Here is a 26,254-nt window from a genome sequence, read left to right as displayed (position 1 = left end):
CGCAGTGAGCGACCCGATCGATGCGCTGGGACCGCAGCAACGCACGCTGGCCTGGGAGCGGCTGAGCGCCGAGCAGTTCGACGTGGTGGTCATCGGCGGCGGCGTGGTGGGATCCGGGTGCGCCCTGGACGCCGCCACGCGCGGGCTGAAGGTGGCGCTGGTCGAGGCGCGCGACTTCGCGTCCGGCACGTCGAGCCGGTCGTCGAAGATGTTCCACGGCGGCCTGCGCTACCTCGAGCAGCTGGAGTTCGGACTGGTCCGCGAGGCGCTGTACGAGCGCGAGCTGTCGCTGACCAAGCTGGCGCCGCATCTGGTCAAGCCGATGCCCTTCCTGTTCCCGCTGACGCATCGGGTCTGGGAGCGCCCCTACACCGCGGCCGGCATCTTCCTCTACGACCGCCTCGGCGGCGCGAAATCCGTTCCCGCGCAAAAGCATTTGACCCGGGCGGGCGCCCTGCGCTTGAGCCCGGGCCTCAAGCGCACGTCGCTGATCGGCGGGATTCGCTACTACGACACCGTCGTCGACGACGCGCGCCACACGATGACGGTCGCGCGCACCGCGGCGCACTACGGCGCGGTGGTGCGGTCCTCCACGCAGGTGGTCGCGCTGCTGCGCGAGGGCGATCGGGTGACCGGTGTGCGGGTCCGTGATTCCGAGGACGGCGCGATCACCGAGGTCCGCGGCCACGTCGTGGTCAACGCCACCGGGGTGTGGACCGACGAGATCCAGTCGCTGTCCAAGCAGCGCGGGCGGTTTCAGGTCCGCGCGTCCAAGGGCGTGCACGTGGTGGTGCCGCGGGACCGCATCGTCAGCGACGTCGCGATCATCCTGCGCACCGAGAAGTCGGTGATGTTCGTCATACCGTGGGGCAGCCACTGGATCATCGGCACCACCGACACCGACTGGAACCTGGACCTGGCCCACCCGGCGGCCACCAAGGCCGACATCGACTACATCCTGGGGACCGTCAACACCGTGCTGGCCACCCCGCTGACGCACGCCGACATCGACGGCGTCTACGCCGGGCTGCGCCCGCTGCTGGCGGGGGAGAGCGAGGAAACCTCCAAGCTGTCCCGCGAGCACGCCGTGGCGGTGCCCGCGCCCGGGCTGGTCGCGATCGCCGGCGGGAAGTACACCACCTACCGGGTGATGGCCGCCGACGCGATCGACGCCGCGGCCCAGTTCATTCCGGCCCGGGTGGCGCCGTCGATCACCGAGAAGGTGAGTCTGCTGGGCGCCGACGGGTACTTCGCGCTGGTCAACCAGGTCGAACACGTCGGGACGCTGAAGGGCCTGCACCCGTACCGCGTGCGCCACCTGCTGGACCGCTACGGTTCGCTGATCGGCGAGGTCCTGGAGCTGGCGGCCGAAACCCCCGACCTGCTCAGCCCGATCAAGGAGGCGCCGGGCTACCTGCGGGTCGAGGCCCTCTACGCCGTCACCACCGAGGGTGCCCTGCATCTGGAGGACATCCTGGCGCGCCGGACGCGCATTTCCATCGAGTACCCGCACCGCGGCGTCGACTGCGCCCGCGAGGTGGCCGAGGTGGTGGCGCCGGTGCTGGGCTGGACCGCCGAGGACGTCGACCGCGAGGTGGCCAACTACACCGCGCGGGTGGAGGCCGAGGTGCTGTCGCAGGCCCAGCCCGACGACGTGTCGGCCGACGAACTGCGGGCCAGCGCGCCCGAGGCGCGCGCCGAGCTCCTCGAGCCGGTGCCGCTCAGTTGAGGCCCGCGCCGCTCCCCGTGCGCGACGGGCTCGGCCCGGCGCGGGTGCGGCTGCGCGGCGGCCCGGTGCTGGCCGAGCTGACCGAACGGTTCGGCGCGCCGGCCCGCGCGAAGGTGCTGGCCGGGGAGGTGGTCGACGCCGACGGCGCGGTGGTCGACGACGCGACGGTGCTGCGCGGCGGGTCGTTCGTGTACCTCTACCGCGAGCTGCCCGACGAGGTCCCGGTGCCTTTCGAGCTTCCCGTGCTGCATCGCGACGACGACATCGTCGTCGTCGACAAGCCGCACTTCCTGGCGACCATGCCGCGCGGCCGGCACGTCGCGCAGACCGCGCTGGTGCGGCTGCGCCGCGACCTGGGGTTGCCCGAGCTGAGCCCTGCGCACCGGCTCGACCGGCTGACGGCCGGGGTGCTGCTGCTCACCACCCGCCGCGAGGTGCGCGGCGCCTACCAGACGCTGTTTTCGGCGGGGGCGGTGCGCAAGACCTACCTGGCGCGTGCGGCCGTCGACCCCGCTCTGGTTTTTCCGCGGGTGGTGCGCAGCCGGATCGTCAAGCGCCGCGGCGTTTTGCAGGCGTTCTGCGAGCCGGGCACGGCGAACGCGGAGACGTTGGTGGAACTGGTCTCCCCGGACGGCCTGTACCGGCTGAGCCCGCGCACCGGGCGCACCCATCAGCTGCGGGTGCACATGGCCTCGCTGGGGCTGCCGATCGAGGGTGACCCGTTGTATCCCAACGTGATTGACGTCGCCGCCGACGACTTCAGCACCCCGCTGCGGTTGCTGGCGCAGCGCATCGAGTTCGACGACCCGCTCACCGGTGTGCGCCGCGAGTTCGTCAGCCGGCGCCCCGGCCCCTAGCCCGTCGCGCGCCCGGCGTCGTCGCGGCGGCACCCCATGTCGCAATCGCCTTTACCCACCAACCAACCGCGCGAATATCGCGGGGCCGGGTAGCCCGCGGTCATGGACATCACCGTCACCTTCGTCGGCAAAGCCACCACGTTGATCAGCGCCGGCGGGCTCACGCTGGTGACCGATCCGAACTTCCTGCACCTGGGCGGGACGCGGCTGCCGGCCGGCGGGCGGCTTCCGTTCGGGCTGACGGTAACCAATGGACGGCCGCCAGGGCGCGGAGCTGGTGGCAAAGCTCGCGCTGCCCAAAATGATCCCCGTCCGCTTCGACGATTACGGCGTGTTCGCCTCGCCGCCGGCGGACTTCGTCGCGGAGATGCGGCGCCGCGGCATGGGCGATCGAATCGTCGAATTGGACCGCGGCGCCGCAACGACCCTGTGATCGCCGCGGGGCCGCCTAGCTGCTGATTTACTTCGCTGGCTAACCTCGTCGGTATATCGTTCGTCTCATCCGGTACTCGAACGAACACAGATCTGGGGGCCCGGCGTGTGGTGTCGACGTGCAGTGTTTCAGCGCCGGTCGCGGCGCGGTCAACGCGACTTTGCCGGGTGGTTGCCCGCATACGGAATGTGAGATGTCATGGATCTTCTAGCGCTGCCTCCCGAGGTGACCTCGGCGCTCATCCACTCCGGACCCGGAGCGGGCTCGCTGATTGAAGCCTCCGCCGCGTGGCAGCGCCTGACCACCGAATTGGAGAACTCGGCCGCCACGTACACGTCGGCGTTGTCCGCGCTGAGTGAGTCGTGGAAGGGGCCGTCGTCGGCCGCGATGGTCGAGGCCGTCCAGCCCTACGTCGCCTGGCTGCGCAACACCGCGCAGCAATCCCAGCAGCTGGCCGAATCGACCCAGGCCGCCGCGGCGGCGTTCAACGCCGCGCAAGCGACGGTGGTGCAGCCCGCGGCGGTCACCGCCAACAGGACGCGGCTGGCGCAATTGATCGCCACCAACGGGTTCGGCCGCAACCTTCCGGCCATCGCCGCGACCGAAGACCAGTACCAGGCCATGTGGGCGACCAACTCCGCGGCGCTGAGCCGCTACCAGGCGGCCACGACCCAGGCGCTCGACCTGCAACAGTTCCTGTCGCCGCCGTCGATCACCGATCCGGCGGGGACGGCCGCCCAGGCCACCGCCACGTCCGCCGCCGCGGCCGCCCCGGCGCAGTCAATCGGCCAGTTCTTGGAGTCGATCGTCGGGACGCCGTTCGGATTCGACCCCAACGTGGGGTGGTTCGGGCTGGCCAACACCTACGCGAACCAGTTCATCTCGTCCGGCTTCCCCATCAACCTGCTGAGCTACGTCGCGCAGAGCAACTCGGCCCAGGCGCTGCAAAGCGTGGGCGGCGACATCGGCCAGGGCCTCTCGGAGGGCGAGTCGGCGCTGGGAGCGGCGGGGGCAAACCTGGCCGGCGCCGTCAGGGCGGCCGGGTCGGCGGCGCCCGCCGGGGCGATGGGCGTGGGAGTGTCGATCGGCAAGCTGACCGCGCCGCCCGCGGTGGTGGGGCTGCTGCCCGCCTCGCAAACGCCGGTCCAACTGGCCTCGGCGGCATCCCCGTTGGACGGCGCGGACGCCGGGTTCCCCATGCTGCCGCCGTTGATGCCGCCGCCCATCTCGGCGGGCAGCGGCTGGCGCAAGCGCAAACAACCCACTCCCGAGGATCTCCAGGTTGGCGCGGAGGTCAAGGGGAAAGTGATGCGCCCACCGCCGTCGGCGGGATAAGGGACGACCGAAATGTCCTGCCGCACAAGGCAGTTGAGAACTGCCACAGAGTTGGCGGGTTGAGACGTCATGGACTTCGCGACGTTGCCCCCAGAGATCAGCGCGGCGCTGATCCACTCCGGACCCGGTGCGGGTTCGCTGATCGAGGCCGCCGCCGCATGGGATCGGCTCGGCACCGAGCTGGAGGAATCCCTGCCCAACTACGCCTCGGTGCTGTCCACGATGACCGAAACCTGGCAGGGTCCGTCCTCCGCGGCGACGGTGCAGGCCGTCGAGCCCTATCTCGTTTGGTTGGGCACCACCGCGCAACAGTGCGAACGGGTCGCCTCCTCGATGCAGGCCGCGGCGGCGGCGTTCGAATTGGCCTGCCGCACGGTGGTCTTCCCGGTCCAGGTGACCGCCAACCGGACCCGGCTGGCCCAGCTGATCGCGACCAACTGGCTCGGCACCAACTCGGTGGCGATCGCCGAGACCGACGCCCAGTACGAGGGCATGTGGGTGAACAACGCGGCGGCGATGTATCGCTATGCGGCAACCACGGCCCAGGCCACCCGGCTGCCCCAGTTCTCCTCGCCCCCGGCAATAGCCAATCCGGCGGCCGCCGCCGCGCAGGCCGCCGCCGCGCCCGCCGCTGCCGCCCCGGCGCAATCGATCGGCCAAATCCTGGAGTCAATCGTCGGCACCCCGTTCGGATTCAACCCCCAGACCGGTTGGTTCGGGCTGGCCAACACCTACGCGAACCAGTTCATCGCGGGCGGGATCCCGATCAACCTGCTCAGCTATCTGGCGCAGCTGAACACCGCGCAGGCGCTGCAGAGCGTGGGCGGGGACGTCGGCCAGGGCCTGGCCGAGGGCGAGTCGGCCCTGTCGGCGGCCGGGGCGGATCTGGCCGCCGCGGTCAGGGGCGTCGGGTCGGCGGCGGCGCCCGCGGGGGCGATCGGCGTGGGGGTGTCGATGGGAAGGCTGACCATGCCGCCCGCCGCCGTCGGAATGTTGGCCGCCGCGAAGACGCCGGTGCAGCTGGCCGCGGCGGTGTCCCCGCTCCCGGCCGGGGAATCCGGCTTCCCCTTCATGCCGCCGCCCATGATGCCGCCGGTCGCGCCGCGCAACAAGGGCAAGCGCGAGGGGGGCAAATACGACGACATCGAAATCGGGCTGGAGATCAAGGGCACCTTCATGACCCGGCCGCCCTCAGCGGGCTGACGCCCCCGGTTCGGCGGACTCGGCGGACTCGGCGGTGGCCAGGGTGAAGTAGTTTTCCTCCTCCTGCAGAAAGTGCAGGCGCAGCAACGCGTACAGCCCGTACAGGCAGGCGAGCAGGTCGTCGACCTGGTCCGGGGCGATGCAGCCGCCGCTTTGGGCCAGGGCCAGGTGCGCGCCGATCCGGTCCGACAGCCGTTGTATCTCGGCGTGGGTCCGGCTCATCGTGGCGGTGGCCTCACCCGTGCCCAGCGGATGGGCCAGGGCCGGGTAGAGCTGGGTTTCCTCGGCGCGTTCGTGGGGAAGAATGCGGTCCACGAGCAAACCGTGGGCGCGTGTAATCGCTTGCAGCGCAGCCTGATCCGGCGCGTCGGCCAGTCGGTCGGCCGCCTCCCGCAGGAGGCCGACGGTGTCGCGCAGTTCGTCGTGTTCGGCGTCGAAGCGGCGCAGCATCCGTTCGGTTCGCGCGGGCAGGTCGACCTCGAGGGACGGGTCGCCGCGCAGGGCCCGCAGCGCGTTACCGATCACGGCCACGTCGATACCCTCCTGCAGCAGCGCGCCGGCGGCCGGCGGCAGCCACCCGAGGGCGGCGACAGCCATCGCGGCCAGCGACAGGCCCATGCCGACGACCGCGCTCTGCACGGCGATGCGCCGCGACCACCGCGCGATGTCCATCGCGTCCGCGAGGCGCTCCAGCCGATCGGTGGTCAACACGATGTCGGCGGCCTCCGAGGAGGCGGTGGCACCGCGCGCGCCCATCGCGACGCCGACGCCGGCGGCGGCCAGCGCGGGGGCGTCGTTCACCCCGTCGCCGACCATCACGGTGACCGCGCGGTCCTGTTCGGCGCGCACGGCGGCGACCTTGTCGGCCGGGCTCTGCTCGGCGTAGACGTCGTCGAGCCCCAAGACGGCGGCGACCTCGCGGGCCGGCTCGGCGCGGTCGCCGGTGAGCATCACCAGTCGGCGCAGCCCGGCGCCGCGCAACCGGCGCACGGTGCGCGGTGCGTGGCGGCGCAGCGGGTCGCGCAACAGCACCGCGCCGGCCGGTCGCCCGTCGACACAGACCCAGGCGATCGCGGCGGTGTCCAGCAGCGCGCGGTTCACCGCCGCGCGGGCCCACTCCGTGGGCGTGTCGCCGCGGAGTTTGCCGACGTAGATGAGCTGGTCGCCGACGGTCGCGGTGACGCCGCGCCCCGGTTGCTCGACCACCTCGGTGGGTAGCGACAGCCGCAGGCCGCGGGCGAGCGCCTCGGTGACGATCGCCTCGGCGAGCACGTGTGGGGACAGCTGGTCCACCGAAGCCGCCAGCCGCAGGATGTCGATGGCATCGCGCCCCGGCGCGGCCGCGACGTCGATGACGACCGGGCGTCCCATGGTCAGCGTGCCCGTCTTGTCCATCACCAAAGTCGTTGCGTGCCCGAGGTTCTCGAGCGCGGCACCGCCGCGGACCAGCACGCCCCGCCGCGACGCCCGCGACAGCCCGGACACGATCGCCACCGGGGCGGCGAGCAGCAGCGGGCACGGCGTTGCCACCACCAGCACGGCGACGGCCCGCACCGCCGACCCGCCGGCCAGCCACGCCCCGCCGGCGACCAACAGGGCCAACGGCAAGAACCACGCCGCAAACCGGTCGGCCAGCCGCACCACCGGCGCGTTCTGGGCCCCGGCCTGCGCGGCCAGCCGCACGATCTGGGCGTACGTGCTGTCTTCGGCCGTGGCGGTGGCACGCATGTCGAGCGCACCGCCGGCGTTGATGACCCCGCTGCGCACCGGCTCGCCGAAAGCGCGCTCGACCTGCAGCGGCTCGCCGGTCAGCACCGACTCGTCGAGCACCGCCGCCGCGCTGGCGACGCGCCCGTCCACGGGCACCACTTCGCCGGGGCCGACGACCAGCAGGTCGTCGATGGCCACGTCGGCCGCCTCGATCGTGGTCACCGTCGAACCGATTCGGCGGCGGGCGAACCGCGGGGCGTGTTCGAGCAGGGCCCGCAGGTCGTGCGACGCGCGGCGCTCGGCCGCGGCCTCCAGCGCCCGGCCACCGGCCAGCATCACCGCGATCAACGCGCCGGCGAGGTGCTCGCCGACCAGCAGGGTGCCGACCAGCGCCAGCATCGCGATGAGGTCGACCCCGAACCGGCCGTGGCGCAGCGCCGCCAGCACCCACGCCGTCGCCGGAACCAGGGCCGCCACCGTCCCCGCGATCCAGCACGCGTCGGCGACGTCGCGCGCGCCGGCCAGCCAGGCGATACCGCCGGATGCCAACGCGCCGACGCTCAGCGCCAGTAAAACCGCAAATCCCTTGCCGCCCACACCGTTCCCTCCGGGAAATACAGGCCTTTCGCCAGCGTGAACGGCATTCGCCGCGCCGACTAGGGCCGGGTGTCACATGACTGGCAGATCTTGAGGCCAGCAATTGCGAGTACCACCGCCACTTGAATTGGGGACTGAGGTCACTAGAAAGGGCGGGCAAGTTCCGGTGAACATTGCTGGCGTGACCGATTTGCCTGCCCCGACTTCCGCGGGAGCCATCCCGATCTCCACCCTCATCGGCGAGCCGGTGGCGCGCGTCGCCGCCGACGCCACGGTTGCCGACGTCGCCAAGGCCCTGGTGGCCGTCGACGCCGGGGCGGTCGTGGTGGGCGACGACACCCGGCCCGCGGCGCTGGTGAGCGAGCGCGACGTCGTTCGGGTGGTGGCCCGCGGGCAGAATCCCGGTCGGGTCGCGGCCGCCGACGTGGCCAGCACCAAGCTGGTGTGGTGCGACGCCGCCGCGACGGTCGATCAGGTGTCGGCCCGGATGATGGATCACTACATCCGCCACGTCCTGGTGGAGCACGACGGGGTGCTGGCCGGCATCGTCTCGGCCCGCGACCTGCTCGGCGTGTACAGCGCCTACGCCGACGCCGATCTCGATTCGGCGTGAAGCGGCGTCGGCTGGCCTACGTCGTCGGAGGCGGCGTGGCCGGCCTGACCGGATGGGACCTGCTGCAGCGCCGCCACACCATCCTGCGCAACTACCCGGTCATCGGGCACCTGCGGTTCCTGCTCGAAGCGGTCGGCCCGGAGCTGCGCCAGTACATCGTCACCGACAACGACGCCGAGCGGCCCTTCAGCCGCGACCAGCGGCGCTGGGTGTACACGTCGGCGAAGCTGTCCAACCGGTACTTCGGGTTCGGCACCGACAACGACCTGGAACGGGTCCACAACTACCCCGTCATCAAGCACGCGGCGTTCCCCGCGCCCACCCCCGCCGGCGAACCCGAGCATCCCGACCCGGCAGTGCCGTTGCCGGCGGCCAAGGTGCTCGGCGGCGCGCGCCGTCGTGCCAAGGCCTTCCGGCCCGCGTCGCTGGTCAACGTCTCGGCGATGAGCTTCGGCTCGCTGTCCGGCTCGGCCGTCACGGCGCTCAACAAGGGCGCGGCCCTGGCGGGCGCCCTGCACACCACCGGCGAGGGTGGGGTGTCGCCGTATCACCTGGGCGGCGGCGACCTCGTCTGGCAGATCGGCACCGGCTACTTCGGCTGCCGCAACGACGACGGCAGCTTCAGCCTGCCCCGCCTGATCGACCGGGTGGCCGCGACGACGTCCATCCGGGCCATCGAGATCAAGCTGAGCCAGGGCGCCAAGCCCGGGCTGGGCGGCATGCTGCCCGGGGCGAAGGTCACGCCCGAGATCGCCGCTATCCGCGGCATTCCGGTCGGGGTGGATTGCAAGAGCCCCGCCGGCCACTCCGCCTTCCACGACGTCGACGGGCTGCTCGAGCTGGTGGAGACCATCGCCGCCGAGACGGGCCTGCCGGTGGGCATCAAGTCGGCGGTCGGGGAGGAGCCGTTCTGGCTACAGCTGGCCGACCGCATGGCCCGCACCGGCACCGGGGTCGACTTTGTGACCGTCGACGGCGGCGAGGGCGGCACCGGCGCGGCGCCGCTGGTCTTCAGCGACCACGTCGCGCTGCCCTTCAAGTGGGCCTTCCCGCGTGTCTACCGGGCGTTCGCCGAGGCGGGCCTGCACCACGACGTGGTGTTCATCGGCTCGGGCAAGCTGGGCATCCCGGAGAACGCCCTGCTGGCCCTGGCGGCGGGCTGCGACATGGTCAACGTCGCGCGGACCGCCATGTTCTCCATCGGGTGCATCCAGGCCCAGCGCTGCCACACCGGCCGCTGCCCCTCCGGCGTCGCCACCCAGTCACCGTGGCTGCAGCACGGCCTGGACCCGGCCCTGAAGTCGGTGCGCTGCGCGAACTACCTCGCCAGCCTGCGCTTCGAGCTGGTGTCCTTGGCCCGCGCCTGCGGGCATGTCCATCCCGCACTGGTGCCGCTGGACGCGATCGAGCTGCTCGACGTCGACCTGAAGACGGTGCGGGCCGATGAGTTGCTCGGCTATGAGCCCGGCTGGGGCATGCCCGGCCCCGCCGACATCGCGGCGATCAGCGCCGCGATGGCGTAGCCGGCGGCCGGCTCAGCCAGTGGCCGCGGTCGCCGCGCGGGACTCGATCATGCGGTTGCGAACGATGTGCTCGACGAGGATGGGAACGAAGGCCTGCACCGGTGCGTCGACGAATTGTCGCGCGGCCTCCTCGCACCAGCGCAGGATCTCAGCGGTGCGCTCCGGTTCATCGCGCCCCTCGTGGCGGGCCAGCTTGGTGGCGACGTCGGCCACCGACTTCGACGCCGCGGGCACACCGGCCGGGGCGTCGGCGGCGTCGGCGGTTCCCCGCGCCTCGTCCAGCGCTCGTCGTGCGGCCTGTTCGCCGGTGTCCGGCCGGATGACGCGCAGCGTGAGGTGGCGGCCGTCCGCGCCGATCAGGATGACGCTGGCCGGCTCGTCACTGGTGAATCCCAGCAATTCGACGGTGTGACCGCCGATTTCGACCAGGGCCGGCGTCTCGTCCCAGCCGTTGCGGCGGTAACCGATCATGACGACCTGCCCCAGCCGGTCGGACACCGACGCCACCAGGTCCGGCAGCTCCTCCACCAGGTGCCTCGACCGTGGCCACCAGGCCCCGTCGATGTGCTCAGCCGCACGCCGAAAGGGCTTGAGCTGCACCCGACTTTCGTGCTCCATCTCCATCACCTGATTCGCTGAGTCGTCAGACCGTCGCGCACAGCGCCGGGCATGCTGCGTCCAACGGTAAGGGGTTGCGGGCCAACCCGCGACACGAGCGGCCGTGACCAGCGACCGCGCGCGGCGGCGCTGTCAGCAGGCGGGTTCGCGGCATGTGTCGAACGCTAGACCGGCGGTGGCGCGCTGAGAGGAGCCATTTAGACACCGTTCGGATGGCTTTTGTCACTTGCGAAAAGTGCCGAGAGGAGGAAAGGCTTTGATCCATGCGAACCGCGTATCACGGGCAGCTAGACCACTTGGCCGCGCAACTGGGGGAGATGTGCGGACTGGCCGGGATCGCCATGAAGCGCGCGACCCAGGCTTTGCTGGAGGCCGACAATGCGGCCGCGCAGCAGGTGATCGGTGACCACGATCGGCTCGCGGCGATGCGAGCGCAGGCCGAGCGAGAGGCGTTCGCGCTCTTGGCCTTACAACAGCCGGTGGCCGGTGAGCTGCGGGAGGTCTTCGCCGCTATCCAGATCATCGCCGACGTGGAGCGAATGGGTGCGTTGGCCGTGCACGTGGCCAAGATCGCCGAACGGGAGCACCCGAAGCGAGTACTTCCCGAGGAAGTCCGCCAATGCTTCGCCGACATGGGCAAGGTGGCAATAGCCTTGGGTGACAGCGCAAAACAGGTGCTGGTGTCCCGTGATCCGCAGGGCGCGGCCCGACTTCACGAACAAGACGACGCGATGGACGACCTGTATCGCGGATTGTTCGGCTTGCTGATCGACGACGATTGGCGGCACGACATCTCGGTGGGCGTCGAAACGGCATTGCTGGGCCGCTTTTACGAGCGCTTCGCCGACCACGCCGTGGAAGTCGGCCGCCGCGTCGTCTTCGCGGTCACCGGCGAGCTGCCGGCCGAGGACGAGATATCGACCTACTGATTGACGGCAGTTGAACAACCGGTTTCGTGCGATCGACCTAGGGGAGCCCGGCAGTGTCTCTGACAACGAGCGACGCGCCCGACGCGGCGGCGCTGACCGCCGGCCGCGTCGCCGCGGCCCCGGCCGAGCAGGTCCTGCAATGGCTGGACAGTTCGTCCGCCGGGCTCTCGAGCGCTGAGGCGGCCGACCGGCTGGCGCGGTATGGGCCGAACGCGGTGCGCACCCACCACGTCAACGCGCTCGCGGTGCTGGGCCGTCAACTGCGCAACGCGGTGCTGATCCTGTTGGCCGGCACCGCGATCGTCTCGTACTTTCTGGGCGACAGCATGCAGGCCGTCATCATCGGCATAATCCTCGCGGCGAGCATAGGTTTGGGCTTCGTCAACGAATATCGCGCCGAGCGCGCCGCGGCCGACCTGCACGCGGGTGTGCACCACAACGCCCTGGCGCGGCGCGACTCGAAATTCGTCACGGTCCCCGTCACCGACCTGGTGCGCGGTGACGTGATCCGCCTCTCGCTGGGTGAGGCCGTGCCCGCCGACGTCCGGCTGATCGAGGTCACCGGCCTGGAATGCAACGAGAGCATCCTGACCGGGGAGTCGATGGGCTCGGAGAAATCGCCGGAGGCGGTGCCCGCCGGTGCGGAGCTGGCGGAATCGACGGACCTGGCGTTCATGGGCACCATCGTCAGCGCCGGGGAGGGCACCGGCGTGGTGTACGCCACCGGCAAGGACGCCGAATTCGGCCGCATCGCAGCGGGTTTGGACAAACGGCAACCGGAGACCGACTTCCAGGTCGGCCTGCGCCGGTTCTCCTATCTGCTGCTGCAGGTCGCGATCGCGCTGATGGTCGTCATCCTGGCCAGCAACCTGCTGCTGCACAAGCCGATCATCGATTCGGTGCTGTTCTCCCTGGCGATCGCGGTCGGCATCACGCCGCAGCTGCTGCCCGCCGTGGTCAGCACCAGCCTGGCGACGGGGTCGCGGCAGCTGGCCAAGGCCAAGGTCCTCGTCAAACGCCTGGTGTGCATCGAAGACCTGGGCGACATCGACATCCTCATCACCGACAAGACCGGAACCCTGACGGAGGGCCGGATCCGCCTGGTCGAGGCGATCGATCCCGCCGGCACCCCCGCCGAACCTGTCCGGCGGCTCGGACTGCTGGCCACCGACGTCGACCTGGAATCCGGTGGCATGAGCGCCAATCCGCTCGATGCCGCGCTCTGGGAGTCGCCCCTGCCACGACAGTTGGTGGGCGACGCGGTGGACCGGGTCGCGACGCTGCCGTTCGACCACGAGCGCCGCGCGTCGTCGGTGTTGGTCGACGACAACGGAACGCGCCTGCTCGTCGTCAAGGGCGCGCCCGAGCAGGTGCTTGATCGCTGCCAGGCGACGGCCGCCGTCGCGCAGGAGACCCTCGCGGGTCTGTTCGCCGCCGGGCGCCGGGTGGTCGCCGTCGCCAGCCGGCCCGCCGCGGATCTGACGGAGCGTACCGGCATCACCGCCTCCGACGAACGTGACCTGACGCTGGCCGGCTTCCTGGTCTTCGCCGACGAACCCAAAGAGGCGGCGCGCCAATCCCTGTCGCAGCTGGCGGCGCTGGGCATCGAACTCAAGATCGCGACCGGAGACAATGCGCGGGTCGCCGAAAAGGTCTGCGCGGACCTCGGTTTGGCGTCCAAGGGCACCGTCACCGGCGCCGAGCTCGAGCCCCTCGACGACGAGGGGTTCGTGGACGCCGCGCAAAACCACACCATCTTCGCCCGCATCTCGCCCGAGCAGAAGGCGCGGCTGATCGTCTCGCTGCGCCGCAACGGGCGCTCGGTCGGCTTCCTCGGCGACGGCGTCAACGACGCGCTGGCCCTGCACGCCGCCGACGTGGGGATCTCGGTCGACAGCGCCACCGACGTCGCCAAGGACGCGGCCGACGTGGTGCTGCTGGAGAAGGACCTGGGCGTGCTGGCCACGGGCGTCGCCGAGGGCCGGCGGATCTTCGCCAACACCATCAAGTACGTGCTGATGGGCACCTCGAGCAACTTCGGCAACATGTTCAGCGCCGCCGCCGCCTCGGCGCTGCTGCCGTTCCTGCCGATGCTGCCCAGCCAGATCCTGCTGAACAACCTGCTCTACGACAGCTCGCAACTGGCGATCCCGACCGACCGGGTCGACGAGGAACAGCTGCACGCGCCGTCGCACTGGGACGTCGCGTTCATCCGCCGGTTCATGCTGATCTTCGGGCCGATCAGCTCGCTGTTCGACTTCTTGACCTTCGGGTTGATGCTGGGCGTGCTGCACGCCGGCGCCATCGAGTTCCGCACCGGCTGGTTCGTGGAATCGCTTGCGACGCAAACGCTGATCATCTTCGCGATCCGCACCCGCAAGGTGCCGTTCTTCCGCAGTCGGGCGAGCGTCCCGCTGACCATAACCAGCCTCACTGTGGTCGCCATCGGAGCCCTACTCACGGTCTCGCCGCTGGCCCACATGCTGGGGTTCACGACGCTGCCGTGGCAGTTCTTCGCGGTGCTCGGCGGCTTCGTCGCCGTCTACCTGGTCCTGGTGGAGCTCGCCAAGCTGATGTTCTACGCCGAGCCGACGAACCACACCGGGCAGCCGCGGCGCACCCGCGGGGACGCCCATCGCATCCGACGCCGCGCCGCGCGCTTCCACTACGCTCCGGGATCATGAGTGAAGAGCACGCGCTGGTCATTGTCGCCGGTTATCAGGACCTCGACTCGGCTCGCCGGGATTTCGAAGCCCTCAACGCAGCGACCAAAGCCAAGGACGTCCCGCTGCGGGGCGCGGTGCTGGTCGGCAAGGACGCCGACGGCAACCCCGTCCTGGTGGACACGGGCAATCGGCTCGGCCGCCGGGGCGCCGCGTGGGGCGCCGGGGCGGGTTTGGCCGTCGGACTGTTCTCGCCGGCGCTGCTGGCCTCCGCGGCGGTCGGCGCGGCCGCGGGGGCCTTGGCCGGCACCTTCGCCCAGCAGCGGATCAAGAGCGGGCTGGCCGACAAGATCGGCCAGGCGCTGGCCGCCGGCAGCGGCCTCGTCATCGCCGTGACGCCCGCGGGCGGCCGGCTGGGTGTCGAACAGGCGTTGGGTGGTTCGCCGATGAAATCGGTTGCCGAGCTGAGCCATTCGACGCTGCGGAGCCTGGGTGCGGCGCTGGAAGAGGCGATGGGGAAGTTCAACCCCGACCGCACCCGGCTGCCGTTGCCGCAGCGCGGCTTCGGCGGCACCATCGGTCGCACCATGGCGGACTCGGTCGGAGACTGGACGATCGTTCCCGGGGCGAAGGCGCCGGACTCCGCGCCGAACGTGCTGATCGTGCTCATCGACGACGCCGGGTTCGGCGGCCCGGACACCTTCGGCGGTGCCATTCGCACCCCGACGCTGACCCGGGTGGCGCAACGTGGGCTGAGCTACAACCGCTTTCATGTCACGGCGGTGTGTTCGCCGACCCGGGCGGCGCTGCTGACCGGGCGCAACCACCACCGGGTCGGCTTCGGCTCGGTCTGCGAGTTCCCGGGACCCTTCCCGGGGTATTCGTCGGTCAAGCCGCGCAGCTGCGCGGCTCTGCCCCGCATCCTGCGCGACAACGGTTACGTCACAGGCGGTTTCGGCAAGTGGCACCTGACCCCCGACAACGTCCAGGGGGCGGCGGGACCGTTCGACAACTGGCCGCTGGGCTGGGGCTTCGACCACTTCTGGGGCTTTCTGACCGGCGCCGCGGGTCAGTACGACCCCATCATCACCGGAGACAACACGGTGATCGGGGTGCCGCAGGGCTCGGCCCTTCAAGGCGGCCGACCTTATTACTTCCCCGACGACCTCACCGACAAGGCCGTCGAGTGGCTGCACGGCGTGCGGGCCCAGGACGCCGAGAAGCCGTGGCTGATGTACTACTCCACCGGGGCGACCCACGCCCCGCACCACGTGTTCAAAGAATGGGCCGACAAGTACCGCGGCGAGTTCGACGAGGGCTGGGACGTCTACCGGCGCAAGACATTCGAACGGCAGAAGGAGCTCGGGGTCATTCCGCCCGACACCGAGCTCACCGAGCGGCCCGACCTGTTCCCCGCGTGGGACAGCCTGTCGGACAACGAGAAAAGGCTCTATGCGCGCCAGATGGAGGTGTTCGCCGGGTTCTCGGAAAACGCCGACTGGAACGTGGGCCGGCTGCTCGACGCGATCGAGGACCTCGGCGAGTCCGACAACACGCTGGTCTTCTACATCTGGGGCGACAACGGCGCCAGCATGGAGGGCACCGTCACCGGCTCCTTCAACGAGATGACGTTCCTGAACGGGCTGCTGCTCGACGCCGACCATCAACTCGAGCTCATCGACCAGTACGGCGGCATCGAGGCCCTGGGCGACGAGCACACCGCGCCGCACTTCGCCAGCGCCTGGGCGCACGCCAACAACACCCCGTTTCAGTGGGGCAAGCAGATGGCCAGCCACCTCGGTGGCGCCCGCGATCCGATGGTGGTCGCCTGGCCGGCCCGGATCCGGCCCGACACCGCGCTGCGATCTCAGTTCACCCACTGCATCGACGTGGTGCCGACCGTGTTGGAGGCCATCGGGTTGCCCGCGCCGACCCACGTCGACGGCTTCGAGCAGGAAGGCATGGACGGCGTCAGCTTCGTCCACACCTTCGACGACTCCGCGGCCGAAGAGCGTCACACCGTGCAGTACTTCGAAATGTTCGGCAGCCGCGCCATTTACAAGGACGGCTGGTGGGCGTGCACCCGACTCGACAAGGCGCCCTGGGATCTGTCGCCGGAGACACTGCAGCGGTTCGCGCCCGGCCGCTACGACCCCGACGACGACGTGTGGGAGCTGTACTACCTGCCCGACGATTTCTCGCAGGCGAAAAACGTTGCGGCCGAGCATCCGGACCGGGTCGCCGAACTCACCCGGCTGTGGTGGGCCGAAGCCGAACGCAACCGGGTGCTGCCGCTGCTGGGCGGCCTGGCGGTGATGTTCGGCAGCCTGCCGCCGCTGCCCACCACCACCCGGTTCGCCTTCAAGGGCGACGTGCAGAACATCCAGCGCGGCACGGGGCCACGCATCTTCGGCCGCTCCTATGCCATCGAGGCGCGGCTGGTGGTCCCCGACGAGCGCGCGCAGGGCGTGATCGTCGCCAACGGCGACTTCATCGGCGGATTCGCCCTGTGGGTGGACGAGGAACGGCGGTTGCGCCACACCTATTCGCTGCTCGGCGTGGACACCTACCGCCAGGTGTCCTCCGAGCCGGTCCCGACGGGCGAGGTGACCGTGCGGATGTTGTTCGAATCCGACCAGCCGGTGCCCGGCTCCGGCGGCCGGGTGACGCTGTGGGCCGGCGATCGGCTGATCGGCGAGGGCGAGATGCCCCAGACGGTGCCGCTGGCCTTCACGTCCTACGCCGGGATGGACATCAGCCGCGACAACGGCCTGGTCGTCGACCGCCACTACGAGGACAAGGCGCCGTACGCGTTCACCGGAACGGTCAAGGAGGTCGTCTTCGACCTCAAACCCGTTGCGCCCGAAGCCGAGCGGGCGCTGCACGAGCACGCGGCGGTCCAATCCGTGGGACGGGGCGCCGCGGGCTGATGCCGCGGGTCAACTACTGTTGGGCCCGAACGACATTCGCGCCGCCAAGACCGGATCGAATGCCCCGATCGATCTGGTCCGCCACGGAGGACCCGCCGTTGGAGACGGTCTGCGGGCAGCTGCAGCTCAGGTCGTTGAAAACGCTGGGGTCGGCGCCCGCGGGCGCCGCGATCGCCACCGCAGCCCCGACAGCAAGGGCGGCGCAGGCAATGATTCTCGATACCACTCGTTGGTCTCCGCACTAGTTGGTACCGGAAACTCTAGGTTGCCAAAAGTCGATTCCCTGCAAGCGCCGCGTTGCGATCGCGTTAAGAAGAATGCACGGGGCAGTAAGCCCGGATGGCCGCGCCGACGAAGTAGCCGGCGTGATAGCCGTCCAGGCCGCTGTTGGCCTGCACGGTGGACGCGACCTGGGCCGGTGTCTTGCCGTTGTCGAGCTCGTCACAGACCTCATGACCGGCGATGATGGCCTTCTCCGGCGTCCCGAAGTGGATGCCCTTGGCGGTCAGGGCCCCCAGGAAGGCGTCGTCGACCGCGTCGGCATGGGCGACGGGGGCCGACGCGAAGGGCGCGGGCGCGGCCAGCACGAGCACGAGGGCGGCCCACACGCGTGACATGTCCCGTCCTCCCTTAGCCGCGAATGTTGCACGTTACAGCTTCGCACAGTGCAACGACCGCAAATTGCAATCAGGGCGAGGCAAACCTGACGACGTTGCGCGAGACGCCGTGCGTTATGCCGCTGGGACATCCGCGTACTGCGGGCAGTACGCGCGTTCGGCCAGGGCGACGAAGAACCCGGCATTGTCGCCATCCAGGGTGCTGCTGTTCATCACGTCCGTCGCGATCTGTTCCTGCGTCTTGCCCATGTCGAGCTGGTGACAGACCAGATGGCCTGCCGCGATCGCGGACTTGGGCGATTCGTGGGCGATGCCGTGGGCGTGCAGCGCCGCGATGAACGCGTCGTCGTTACCGTCGGCCTGCGCGGTCGGGGCCGTGACCAGCGGGCCAAGCAGCGCGACGGCGGGCACGAAGCCGGCCGCCAGCAGCGGGAGCAGCAGGCGGGCCTTGCGGCTGCGGGTGCGCGTCATTTTTGATACCCCCAAGGGTCCTAAGATCCGGTGTTCGACGACTGAAGGTTCGACCTAAAACGTTGCAGGTAGGTTACAGCCAGGCATCCTCCAATCATCGTAGATCTTGCGAACATCGCAACATTGGTTATGTCGTCCGAGCGCGCTCGGTAACTTGACGGCATGCCGTACGCGCGCTGGCTGACGCTCGCCGTCCTGACGGCATGCGCGGTGTGCGCGGCGGGCTGCGGTGAGCGGCCCGTGTCGGCGGCCAGCGCCCGAGACCTGTCCGCCACGTTGCGTTCCGGCGGCATGGACCGCACGTACACGTTGCACGTGCCGCCCGGCGATCCCGTCGGCCTGGTGCTCAGCCTGCACGGTGGCGGCGGCACCGGAACGGGGCAGCAGGGCCTGACCGATTTCGACACGATTGCCGACGCCAACCACCTGCTGGTGGCCTATCCCGACGGTTTCGACAAGAGCTGGGCCGACGGGCGGGGGGCGTCACCGGCGGATCGCCACCACATCGACGACGTCGGGTTTCTGGTCGCGCTGGCCGGAAAGCTGCAACGCGACTACAACATCGCGCCTGGGCACGTCTTCGCCACCGGCATGTCCAACGGGGGGTTCATGACCAACAAGCTGGCGTGCGAACGCGCCGACGTCTTCGCCGCGATCGCGCCGGTGGCGGGCACGCTGGGCACGGGCGTGGCCTGCCATCCGTCGCGGCCGGTGTCGGTGCTCGCGGCACACGGCACCGCCGACCCGCTGGTGCCGTTCAACGGCGGGGACGTGCGGGGCCGCGGGGGCGTCAGTCACTCGGTGGCGGCGACCAACATGATGAACACGTGGCGCTCGGCCGATGGCTGCCAAGGCGATCCGTCGACGCAGGTTTTGCCCAACGTCGGCGACGGCACCGTCGTGCACCGCTACGACTCCGCGCCGTGCGCTGCGTCGAGCGAGGTGATCTTCTACCAGATCGACAACGGCGGGCACACCTGGCCGGGAGGCAAACAGTATCTGCCCCAGGCGATCATCGGGCGCACCTCGCGCGCGCTGGACGCCTCGGAGGTCATCGCGCAGTTTTTCCTCGCCCACGCGCGCGATTAGCCCGGAGGCGGCCGCGGGCCGATCTTGTTACTATGCCTCATGGCGGCGATCGTCTCATCGGATCTCTTGACGGGAATTCGCTTGAAGCTCAATCGATTCGGCGTCGCTACGAGCATTCTGGCCACCGCTGCCGCGCTGTTGTCGGCCTGCGGTGGTAACCATCACACCACCGGTGCCGGGGCGACGACGAGCGCGTCCCCGGCGAAGGTCGCCTGCGGTGGCAAGCCGACGCTGCGGGCCAGCGGCTCCACCGCCCAGCAGAACGCGATGACCCGCTTCGTCAAGGCCTTCGAACAGGCCTGCGCCGGGCAGTCGCTGGACTACACGCCCAACGGTTCCGGCGCGGGGATCAGCGAATTCCTGGGCAAACAGACGGATTTCGCCGGTTCGGACTCGCCGCTGAGCCAGGACGAGTATGCCAGGGCGCAGCAACGATGCGGGTCGCCCGCGTGGAACCTGCCGGTGGTGTTCGGCCCCATCGCGATCGCCTTCAACGTCAACGGCGTGACGGGGTTGAGCCTCGACGGTGCCACCGCGGCCAGGATTTTCAACGGCGGCATCGCGACCTGGAACGATCCCGCTATCCAGGCGCTGAACCCCGGCGTCCCCCTGCCCGCCGAGCCGATCCGGGTGGTGTTCCGCAGCGACGAGTCCGGCACCACGGACAACTTCCAGCGCTACCTCGACACCGCGTCCAACGGCGCCTGGGGCAAGGGCGCCGGGAAGGCCTTCAAGGGCGGGGTCGGCGAGGGCGCCAAGGGCAACGACGGGGCCGCCGCCGCCGTCAAGGGCACCGAGGGGTCGATCACCTACAACGAATGGTCGTTCGCCCAGGCGCAGCAGCTGAACATGGCCAAGGTCATCACGTCGGCCGGCCCGGACCCGGTGGCGATCGGCGCGGACTCGGTGGGCAAGACGATCTCCGCCGCGTGGTTCATCAAGCAGGGCAACGACCTGGCCCTCGACACCATCTCCTTCTACCGGCCGAACCAGCCCGACGCCTACCCGATCGTGCTGGCGACCTACGAGATCGTGTGCTCGAAGTATCCCGACCCGCAGGTCGCTGCGGCCGTGAAGGCCTTCCTGCGCAGCACGATCGGTGCCGGGCAGGACGGCCTGGCGGGCAACGGGTACATCCCCATCCCGCAGGAGTTCAAGCCGCGGCTGTCGGCCGCGATCGACGCGATCTCATGACACGCGGTAGCGCGGGCAGTACGCCGCCACGCTCGCGCCGATGAAGTACCCGGCGCGGTAGCCGTCCAGGTTGCTGTTGGTCATCACTTCGGAGGCGATGTCGGACTTCTGCTTACCGAGATCGAGTTCGTCGCAGACCTCGTGACCGGCGACGATCGCGGCTTCCGGTGACGCGAATTGAATGCCCTTGTTCTTCACCGCCGTCACGAACGCGTTGTCGACCGCGTCGGCGTATGCGGCCGGGCAGGCTAGCGCCGCCAGGCCGAGCAGCGTGACGACCGCGCCCAGGCCGCGCAATGTCCCGGTGGTTGCTGACACCGAAAGATCATTGCATGGCGCGATCGGAAGTTCAGCGCTGGCAGGAGGGACACCAGTACGCCACCCGCTCGCCGCGGTCGTCGAAGCGGACGAGGGTGCCGCAGCGGCGGCAGGGCTGCCCGGCGCGCCCGTAGACCCACAGCTGCCGGCCCGCCCGCGTGTCGCCGGTGGTGCAGCGGTTCCAGCGGAAGCGGTTGGTCCACAGCATGTCCCGGGCGCGGCTGACCAGCCGGCGCGGGTCGGCCAGCGCGCTCACCGGTGCGGTCGGCAGGTGGCCGCTGACGAAACACAGTTCGTTGCAATAGACATTGCCGATGCCGGCCAGCACCCGCTGATCCAGCAGGGCCTCGCCGATCGGCCGGTCTGGGCGCGCCGCCAGGTTGGCGGCGGCGCGCACCGGGTCCCAGTCGGGGCCCAGCAGGTCGGGTCCCAGGTGCGCCACCACCTCGCCGTCGCGGTCACGCTCCAAGATCTCCAGCACGCCCAGGTCGACGCCGACAGCGCGAATATCGTTGGCCTCCAGGATGATTCGCGCCCGGTGGTCAACCCGCACCGGCCGGTTACCGACGCGCCAGCTGCCGTCCATCTTCAGATGCGAGTGAATGCTGGACCGCCCGACCCGGATGAACAGGTGCTTGCCGCGGCTGAGCACCTCGTCGACGACCTGCCCGGTCAACTCGACGGTGGCAAACCGCGGCACCCGGACATCGCAACGCGTCAGCGTGCGACCGGCCAGGTGCTCGCGCAGCAGGGCCGCGGTATGCCAGACGGTGTCGCCCTCGGGCATTACTCGGCGGGGGTCATCGCAGCCGCATTCCGCGTGGGGTCCGGGCGAATCCCGCCTCGTGCAAGGCGTCCGCTACCCGCGCGGGCCCGTCGTGCGGCTGCAGCGCCGGCGTCCCGTCGATGCGTTCGACGAGGATGGACGCGACCCGCCGGGCGGCGACCAGGTCGGCCAGCGCCGCGGCGGCCGCGTGGTCGGCCGCCGGGTCGTCGGTGAACGTCAGCAGCGACCGCCCGCCGCGCTCCAGGAACCACGCCAGCTCGCCGTCGACCAGCACGACCAGCGCGCCCGCCTTGCGCCCGGGCCGCGCGCCTTCGGCGCCCGCGGCGGGCCAGGCCAGCGCGGCGCCGTAGGGGTTGGCCGGGTCGGCGGCGGCCAGCGCGACGGCCCGATATTCGGGCCGTTCGGGGTCGATTCCGTCGGTGTAGCTGCGCAGCCGGTCGACGGTGGACGCGACGGCGAACTGGGCGCCGCCCAGCGACTCGACGAAGTAGCCGCGCTGGCACCGGCCGGCGTCCTCGAACGTGCTCAGCACCTTGTAGATCGTCGCGAAGCCGCCCGGCACTCCCTCGGCCGCGACCGCGCCCCGGGTGAGCACGCCGTGGCGGTTCAGCAGCAGCTCGGCCTGATAGTGGGCCCGCACCGTGGAATCCGGTTCCGGGGCCGCCACGATCGACCAGCGCCCGGCCACGGTCGGGTCGGTGCTGCGGTGCTGCGCGTGCGCGACGCTGTAGCGGCTCAGCCGTGGCGGGCGTTGCGTGCGGTGCGCAGGCGCGGACCGCTTGCGGGCTCCCGCGCCGCCGAGGACGGCGCGGACCGGCGCGAACGTGTCCCCGGTGACCCAGCCGGCCCAGATCAATTCCCACAGCGCCTCTTTGAGCTCGGGGTCGGGGATCGGCGTCTCGGCGAGCTGGCGGAAGAAGTACGCGCCGCCGCCGGCCAGCGTGTCCAGGATCGCGCGATGGGCGTCGGTGAGGTCGAGCGGGGCGGGTGCGGACAGCGTCAGCGGCGCGGAATCGCTCGCGTGCAGCGCGATCCAGCCGTCGCTGCCCGAGATCGAGCCGGCGCCCGACCAGGTGACCTCGCCGGTGGCGAGCAGCTCGTCGAGCAGCGCAGGCGAGTAGTCCCGGATGCGGGGCGCCAGGATCAGCGGTTCCAGCGCCGAGGCCGGCACCCGGGCACCGGCCAGCTGATCGATCACCGAGACCAGCCCGTCGATGCCCGTCTGGGGCGACGACACGTGGTGCCAGGCCGGCAGGAACCGCCCGTAGGCGGCGGTGCTCACCGGCTCCACCTGCGCGCGCAGCGCCGCCAGCGAGCGCCGCCGCAGGATGCGCAGGACGTCGGCGTCGCACCACTGCTCGCCGCCCCCGGCGGCGCCGGACACCTCGGTCGCGGTGACGAAGTCGCCGCGCACCAGCTTGCCGTCCGCGGCCAGCCGCCCCAGCACGTCGGCCGTGACCCGCAGCCCCAGGCCGAACCGGGCGGCGGCCTCGCTCGTGGTGAACGGGGTGTGCGTGCGCGCGTAGCGGCCCAGCAACTCGCCCAGCGGGTCCGCCACCGCCTCGGTGAAGGCGGTCGGCACGCCCAGCGGGACCGCGGCGCCCACCCCGTCACGCAACCGCCCGATGTCCTCGATGGCCACCCACCAGCTGCGCCCGGCGAAGGACACCGTCAGGGCGCGCCGGGCGCCGCGCAACCCCTCCAGCCAGCCCCCGACGTCGGCGCCACCGGCCCGCGCCGAGAGCTCGGCCTCGGTCAGCGGCCCCAGCAGTCGCAGCAGGTCCGCGGCGCCCTCGGCGTCGCGGGCGGCCCGGTCGGCCGACAGGTGCTGCAACTGCCGGCCGGTCGCGGCGATGACGTCGGGATCGAGCAGCTCGCGCAGCTCGACGCGGCCGAGCAGCTCGGCCAGCAGCGTGCTGTCCAGCGACAGCGCCGCGGCCCGGCGCTCGGCCAGCGGCGTGTCCCCCTCGTACATGAACGCGCCGACGTAGCCGAACAACAGGGACGCCGCGAATGGTGAGGGCTTCATCGTTTCGGCTTCGAGCACCCGCACCTTGCGCTGGGCGATGCCCGTCATCAGCCCGACGAGGGCGGGCACGTCGTAGACGTCCTGCAGGCATTCGCGGATGGTCTCCAGCACCACGGGGAAGTCGGGGTACTTGCGCGCCACGTCCAGCAACTGGGCCGCGCGCTGGCGCTGGTGCCACAGCGGCGAGCGGCGGCCGGGGTGCCGGCGCGGCAGCAACAGCGCGCGGGCCGCGCATTCCCGGAACCGCGCGGCGAACAGCGCCGAGCCGCCCACCTCGGCCGTGACGATCGGGTCGATCTCGTCGGCGTCGAAGACGAACAGCTCGGCGCCGGGCGGTGCGTCGTCGCCGCCGGAAAACCCGGTGTCGGGCAGGCGCACCACGATCCCGTCGTCGGAGGCGGTCGGCTTCTCGTCGAGCCCGTAGCGGTCGCGCAGCCGCCGCCCCACCGCCAGCGCGAGCGGTCCGTGCACCCGCAGCCCGTACGGCGAATGCAGGATCACCCGCCAATCGCCCAGCTCGTCGCGGAACCGCTCGACCAGCAGGGTGGTGTCGGTGGGCACCACCCCCGCCGCGGTCCGCTGCTCGTCCAGCAGTCCCCACAGGTTGTCGGTCGCGTACGCGTCGAAACCCAAAGCGGCGCAACGCTTGTCGAACGCCGCGCGCTTCAGTCCGGCCAGCTCGCCGGTGAACGCGCCGAGCGCGGCGCCGAGCTCGGCCGGGCGGCCGGCGTCGTCGCCGCGCCAGAACGGCAGCCGGGCCGGCTGGCCGGGCGCGGGAATCACCAGCACCCGGTCGTGCGTGATCTCGGTGATCCGCCAGCTGGTGGCACCCAGCGAGATGACGTCGCCGGGGCGCGACTCGTAGACCATCTCCTCGTCGAGTTCGCCCACCCGCGAGGGTTTTTCGGCCTCCGAGGCCAGGTAGACGGTGAACAGCCCCCGGTCGGGGATGGCGCCGCCGGAGGTGACCGCCAGCCGCTGCGCGCCCGGGCGCGCGGTCAGGGTTCCGGCGTCGCGGTCGTAGACCAGGCGCGGGCGCAGCTCGGCGAATTCGGTGGACGGGTACTTGCCGGACAACAGGTCCAGGGTGGCCTCGTACACGCTGCGCGGCAGCGTCGCGAACGGGGCGGCGCGCCGCACGGTGTCGAACCACCGGTCGGCGTCCAGCGGCTCCAGCGCGGCGGCCGCCACGGTCTGTTGGGCCAGGATGTCCAGCGGGTTGGCGGGCACGCGCATCGTCTCGATCTGGCCGGCGAGCATCCGCTGCACCGTCACCGCGCAGCCGATCAGGTCGGTGCGGTGCTTGGGGAACAGCACGCCCCGGGACACCTCGCCGACCTGGTGGCCGGCCCGCCCGATGCGCTGCAGGCCGCTGGCCACCGACGGCGGCGCCTCCACCTGGATCACCAGGTCGACGGCGCCCATGTCGATGCCCAGCTCCAGGCTCGACGTCGCCACCACCGCCTTGAGCAGCCCGCGCTTGAGGTCCTCTTCCACCAGGGCGCGCTGCTCCTTGCTGACCGAACCGTGGTGGGCGCGCGCGAGCACGGCGTCGGCGCCCAGCGTCTGGCCGCTGCCCATGATGTGGGCCGGCGCGCCGCCGGGCACCTGAGCGTTGAGGTCGGTTCCGAGCGCGATCCCGCAGCGCTCCGCGTGAATCTCGTTGAGCCGCGCGGTAAGCCGTTCGGCGAGTCGCCTGGAGTTGGCGAACACGATGGTCGAGGAGTGCGATTCGATCAGGTCGACCAGGCGCGCCTCGACGTCGGGCCAGATGCTGGGGGCACCTCCCGCTTGCGGGGGAGTGTTCGCCAGGTTGGCCATGTCGGGCACCGGCACCTGCACGGTGAGCTCGATGGTCTTGGCCGACGGCGGGGCGACGATGGTCGTCCGAGCGGTGGGGCCGCCCCCGGACAAAAACCGCGCCAGCTCCTCGGGCGGGCGCACGGTCGCCGACAACCCGATGCGCTGCGCGGGCCGCTCCCCGGACGAGGCGTGGCGCAGGTCGTCCAGCCGCTCCAGCGACACCGCCAGGTGCGCGCCGCGCTTGCCGCCCGCGATGGCGTGGATCTCGTCCACGATCACCGTCTGCACGCCGGCCAGGGTGTCGCGCGCGGCCGAGGTCAGCATCAAGAACAGCGACTCCGGGGTGGTGATCAGCACGTCGGGCGGGTGCGCGATGAGCTGGCGGCGCGCGGCCGGCGGGGTGTCGCCGGAGCGGACGCCGACGCTGATGTCGGGGGCCGGCAGCCCGTGGCGCTCGGCGATCCGGGTGAGCCCCGCCAGCGGGGTGCGCAGGTTGCGCTCGACGTCGACCGCGAGCGCCTTGAGCGGGGACACGTACAGCACCCCGGTGCCGGCCGGCCGTTCGGCCGACCCGGCGAGACTATCCAGGGCCCACAGGAACGCCGCGAGCGTCTTGCCGGATCCGGTCGGCGCGATCACCAGGGTGTTGTCGCCCCGCGCGATGGCGTCCCAGGCCTGCGCCTGGGCGCTGGTCGGCGCGGCGAAGGTGGCCTGGAACCACTCGCGAGTGATCGCGCTGAACCGGCCCAGCGGGTCCGGCCCGGGGCCGGCGCGAGTGTTCACCTCACCATGGTGCCAACGCGCAC

19 protein-coding genes and 1 pseudogene are annotated in these 26,254 nt (G+C 70.9%); 12 read left to right on the top strand and 8 right to left on the bottom strand.

What is annotated here, in order from left to right; all coding sequences use genetic code 11:
- The first annotated feature begins 4 nt into the window (after window positions 1-4).
- Both MTAB308_RS10465 and MTAB308_RS10460 read left to right on the top strand, forming a co-directional pair.
- On the top strand, window positions 5-1,729 hold the full coding sequence (locus MTAB308_RS10465; protein WP_077099382.1) for a glycerol-3-phosphate dehydrogenase/oxidase: 1,725 nt from the start codon (window positions 5-7) through the stop codon (window positions 1,727-1,729).
- The gene (locus MTAB308_RS10460; RefSeq protein WP_077099381.1) at window positions 1,726-2,586 is read left to right on the top strand and encodes a pseudouridine synthase; all 861 of its coding nucleotides are present in this window, start codon (window positions 1,726-1,728) and stop codon (window positions 2,584-2,586) included. Before MTAB308_RS10465 ends, MTAB308_RS10460 begins: the two co-directional genes overlap by 4 nt.
- Here MTAB308_RS10460 and MTAB308_RS29265 read toward each other — a convergent pair.
- The gene (locus MTAB308_RS29265) at window positions 2,583-2,750 is read right to left on the bottom strand and encodes a hypothetical protein (RefSeq protein WP_173842135.1); all 168 of its coding nucleotides are present in this window, start codon (window positions 2,748-2,750) and stop codon (window positions 2,583-2,585) included. The genes MTAB308_RS10460 and MTAB308_RS29265 overlap by 4 nt on opposite strands.
- Window positions 2,751-2,760: 10 nt before the next feature.
- Here MTAB308_RS29265 and MTAB308_RS10455 point away from each other — a divergent pair.
- The 3 genes and pseudogenes from MTAB308_RS10455 to MTAB308_RS10445 all read left to right on the top strand — a co-directional run.
- Window positions 2,761-3,019: pseudogene (locus MTAB308_RS10455) on the top strand (MBL fold metallo-hydrolase); the annotation flags it as partial.
- Between the two features lie 198 nt (window positions 3,020-3,217).
- Window positions 3,218-4,354 carry a PPE family protein gene (locus MTAB308_RS10450; protein ID WP_077099380.1) on the top strand — a complete coding sequence of 379 codons (1,137 nt, stop codon included), beginning with the start codon at window positions 3,218-3,220 and terminating at the stop codon, window positions 4,352-4,354.
- A gap of 69 nt (window positions 4,355-4,423) precedes the next feature.
- Window positions 4,424-5,557 (top strand): PPE family protein, encoded by a 1,134-nt coding sequence (locus tag MTAB308_RS10445; protein ID WP_077099379.1) that lies wholly within the window; start codon window positions 4,424-4,426, stop codon window positions 5,555-5,557.
- Here the strand turns inward: MTAB308_RS10445 and MTAB308_RS10440 are convergent.
- Complete coding sequence (locus tag MTAB308_RS10440; protein WP_077099378.1) at window positions 5,546-7,864, bottom strand: heavy metal translocating P-type ATPase; 2,319 nt, start codon at window positions 7,862-7,864, stop codon at window positions 5,546-5,548. The genes MTAB308_RS10445 and MTAB308_RS10440 overlap by 12 nt on opposite strands.
- A gap of 181 nt (window positions 7,865-8,045) precedes the next feature.
- Between MTAB308_RS10440 and MTAB308_RS10435 the strand changes: the two genes are divergently transcribed.
- Both MTAB308_RS10435 and MTAB308_RS10430 read left to right on the top strand, forming a co-directional pair.
- On the top strand, window positions 8,046-8,477 hold the full coding sequence (locus tag MTAB308_RS10435) for a CBS domain-containing protein (RefSeq protein ID WP_077099377.1): 432 nt from the start codon (window positions 8,046-8,048) through the stop codon (window positions 8,475-8,477).
- Window positions 8,474-10,000, top strand: a complete 1,527-nt coding sequence (locus MTAB308_RS10430; protein WP_077099376.1) for an FMN-binding glutamate synthase family protein — start codon at window positions 8,474-8,476, stop codon at window positions 9,998-10,000. The genes MTAB308_RS10435 and MTAB308_RS10430 overlap by 4 nt, the downstream gene beginning before the upstream one ends.
- 12 nt (window positions 10,001-10,012) lie before the next feature.
- Here MTAB308_RS10430 and MTAB308_RS10425 read toward each other — a convergent pair whose 3' ends face one another.
- A complete protein-coding gene (locus tag MTAB308_RS10425; RefSeq protein WP_077100112.1) occupies window positions 10,013-10,618 on the bottom strand; it encodes a DUF5994 family protein in 606 nt (201 codons plus the stop codon).
- A 263-nt stretch (window positions 10,619-10,881) separates the two neighbouring features.
- On the opposite strand from MTAB308_RS10425, the gene phoU reads away from it, so the two are divergent.
- From phoU to MTAB308_RS10410, 3 genes are read left to right on the top strand one after another with little or no spacing between them, the layout of a single operon-like run.
- Window positions 10,882-11,547 (top strand): phosphate signaling complex protein PhoU, encoded by a 666-nt coding sequence (gene phoU / locus MTAB308_RS10420; protein WP_077099375.1) that lies wholly within the window; start codon window positions 10,882-10,884, stop codon window positions 11,545-11,547.
- Between the two features lie 59 nt (window positions 11,548-11,606).
- A complete protein-coding gene (mgtA, locus tag MTAB308_RS10415) occupies window positions 11,607-14,231 on the top strand; it encodes a magnesium-translocating P-type ATPase (protein WP_083746540.1) in 2,625 nt (874 codons plus the stop codon).
- On the top strand, window positions 14,225-17,140 hold the full coding sequence (locus tag MTAB308_RS10410) for an arylsulfatase (RefSeq protein WP_108637306.1): 2,916 nt from the start codon (window positions 14,225-14,227) through the stop codon (window positions 17,138-17,140). Before mgtA ends, MTAB308_RS10410 begins: the two co-directional genes overlap by 7 nt.
- Before the next feature lie 308 nt (window positions 17,141-17,448).
- Here the strand turns inward: MTAB308_RS10410 and MTAB308_RS10400 are convergent, their stop codons facing one another.
- Together MTAB308_RS10400 and MTAB308_RS10395 are read right to left on the bottom strand one after the other, a co-directional pair.
- Window positions 17,449-17,757, bottom strand: coding sequence for a DUF732 domain-containing protein (locus MTAB308_RS10400; RefSeq protein WP_077099372.1), 309 nt, complete (start codon window positions 17,755-17,757; stop codon window positions 17,449-17,451).
- A gap of 114 nt (window positions 17,758-17,871) precedes the next feature.
- A complete protein-coding gene (locus MTAB308_RS10395) occupies window positions 17,872-18,228 on the bottom strand; it encodes a DUF732 domain-containing protein (RefSeq protein ID WP_077099371.1) in 357 nt (118 codons plus the stop codon).
- A gap of 162 nt (window positions 18,229-18,390) precedes the next feature.
- Between MTAB308_RS10395 and MTAB308_RS10390 the strand changes: the two genes are divergently transcribed.
- Together MTAB308_RS10390 and pstS are read left to right on the top strand one after the other, a co-directional pair.
- Entirely contained in the window at window positions 18,391-19,317 is a 927-nt protein-coding gene (locus MTAB308_RS10390; protein WP_077099370.1) for an extracellular catalytic domain type 1 short-chain-length polyhydroxyalkanoate depolymerase, read from the top strand.
- A gap of 81 nt (window positions 19,318-19,398) precedes the next feature.
- A complete protein-coding gene (pstS, locus tag MTAB308_RS10385; RefSeq protein ID WP_077100110.1) occupies window positions 19,399-20,511 on the top strand; it encodes a phosphate ABC transporter substrate-binding protein PstS in 1,113 nt (370 codons plus the stop codon).
- On the opposite strand, the gene MTAB308_RS10380 is transcribed toward pstS, so the two are convergent.
- The 3 genes from MTAB308_RS10380 to MTAB308_RS10370 are packed head-to-tail and all read right to left on the bottom strand — an operon-like array spanning window position 20,506 to window position 26,231.
- Window positions 20,506-20,829, bottom strand: a complete 324-nt coding sequence (locus tag MTAB308_RS10380; RefSeq protein WP_077099369.1) for a DUF732 domain-containing protein — start codon at window positions 20,827-20,829, stop codon at window positions 20,506-20,508. The genes pstS and MTAB308_RS10380 overlap by 6 nt on opposite strands.
- 31 nt (window positions 20,830-20,860) lie before the next feature.
- Window positions 20,861-21,616 (bottom strand): endonuclease VIII Nei2, encoded by a 756-nt coding sequence (nei2, locus tag MTAB308_RS10375; protein WP_077099368.1) that lies wholly within the window; start codon window positions 21,614-21,616, stop codon window positions 20,861-20,863.
- A 13-nt stretch (window positions 21,617-21,629) separates the two neighbouring features.
- Window positions 21,630-26,231: an ATP-dependent helicase gene (locus MTAB308_RS10370; protein WP_077099367.1), complete on the bottom strand. Its 4,602-nt coding sequence runs from the start codon at window positions 26,229-26,231 to the stop codon at window positions 21,630-21,632.
- Window positions 26,232-26,254 lie beyond the last annotated feature (23 nt).

It is taken from the genome of Mycobacterium terramassiliense, from assembly GCF_900157385.1.
Classification (GTDB): domain Bacteria; phylum Actinomycetota; class Actinomycetes; order Mycobacteriales; family Mycobacteriaceae; genus Mycobacterium; species Mycobacterium terramassiliense.
The sequence above is the reverse complement of the archived record's forward strand: the minus strand, read 5'-3'. Positions and strand labels throughout refer to the sequence as shown.

Excerpts from the sequence above, each read along its gene's own strand:
- MTAB308_RS10395 (WP_077099371.1), bottom strand. The coding sequence starts at position 18,228 with ATGACGCGCACCCGCAGCCGCAAGGCCCGCCTGCTGCTCCCGCTGCTG.
- MTAB308_RS10390 (WP_077099370.1), top strand. The coding sequence starts at position 18,391 with ATGCCGTACGCGCGCTGGCTGACGCTCGCCGTCCTGACGGCATGCGCG.
- phoU (WP_077099375.1), top strand. The coding sequence starts at position 10,882 with ATGCGAACCGCGTATCACGGGCAGCTAGACCACTTGGCCGCGCAACTG.
- MTAB308_RS10450 (WP_077099380.1), top strand. The coding sequence starts at position 3,218 with ATGGATCTTCTAGCGCTGCCTCCCGAGGTGACCTCGGCGCTCATCCAC.
- MTAB308_RS10445 (WP_077099379.1), top strand. The coding sequence starts at position 4,424 with ATGGACTTCGCGACGTTGCCCCCAGAGATCAGCGCGGCGCTGATCCAC.
- MTAB308_RS10400 (WP_077099372.1), bottom strand. The coding sequence starts at position 17,757 with ATGTCACGCGTGTGGGCCGCCCTCGTGCTCGTGCTGGCCGCGCCCGCG.
- MTAB308_RS10425 (WP_077100112.1), bottom strand. The coding sequence starts at position 10,618 with ATGGAGCACGAAAGTCGGGTGCAGCTCAAGCCCTTTCGGCGTGCGGCT.
- nei2 (WP_077099368.1), bottom strand. The coding sequence starts at position 21,616 with ATGCCCGAGGGCGACACCGTCTGGCATACCGCGGCCCTGCTGCGCGAG.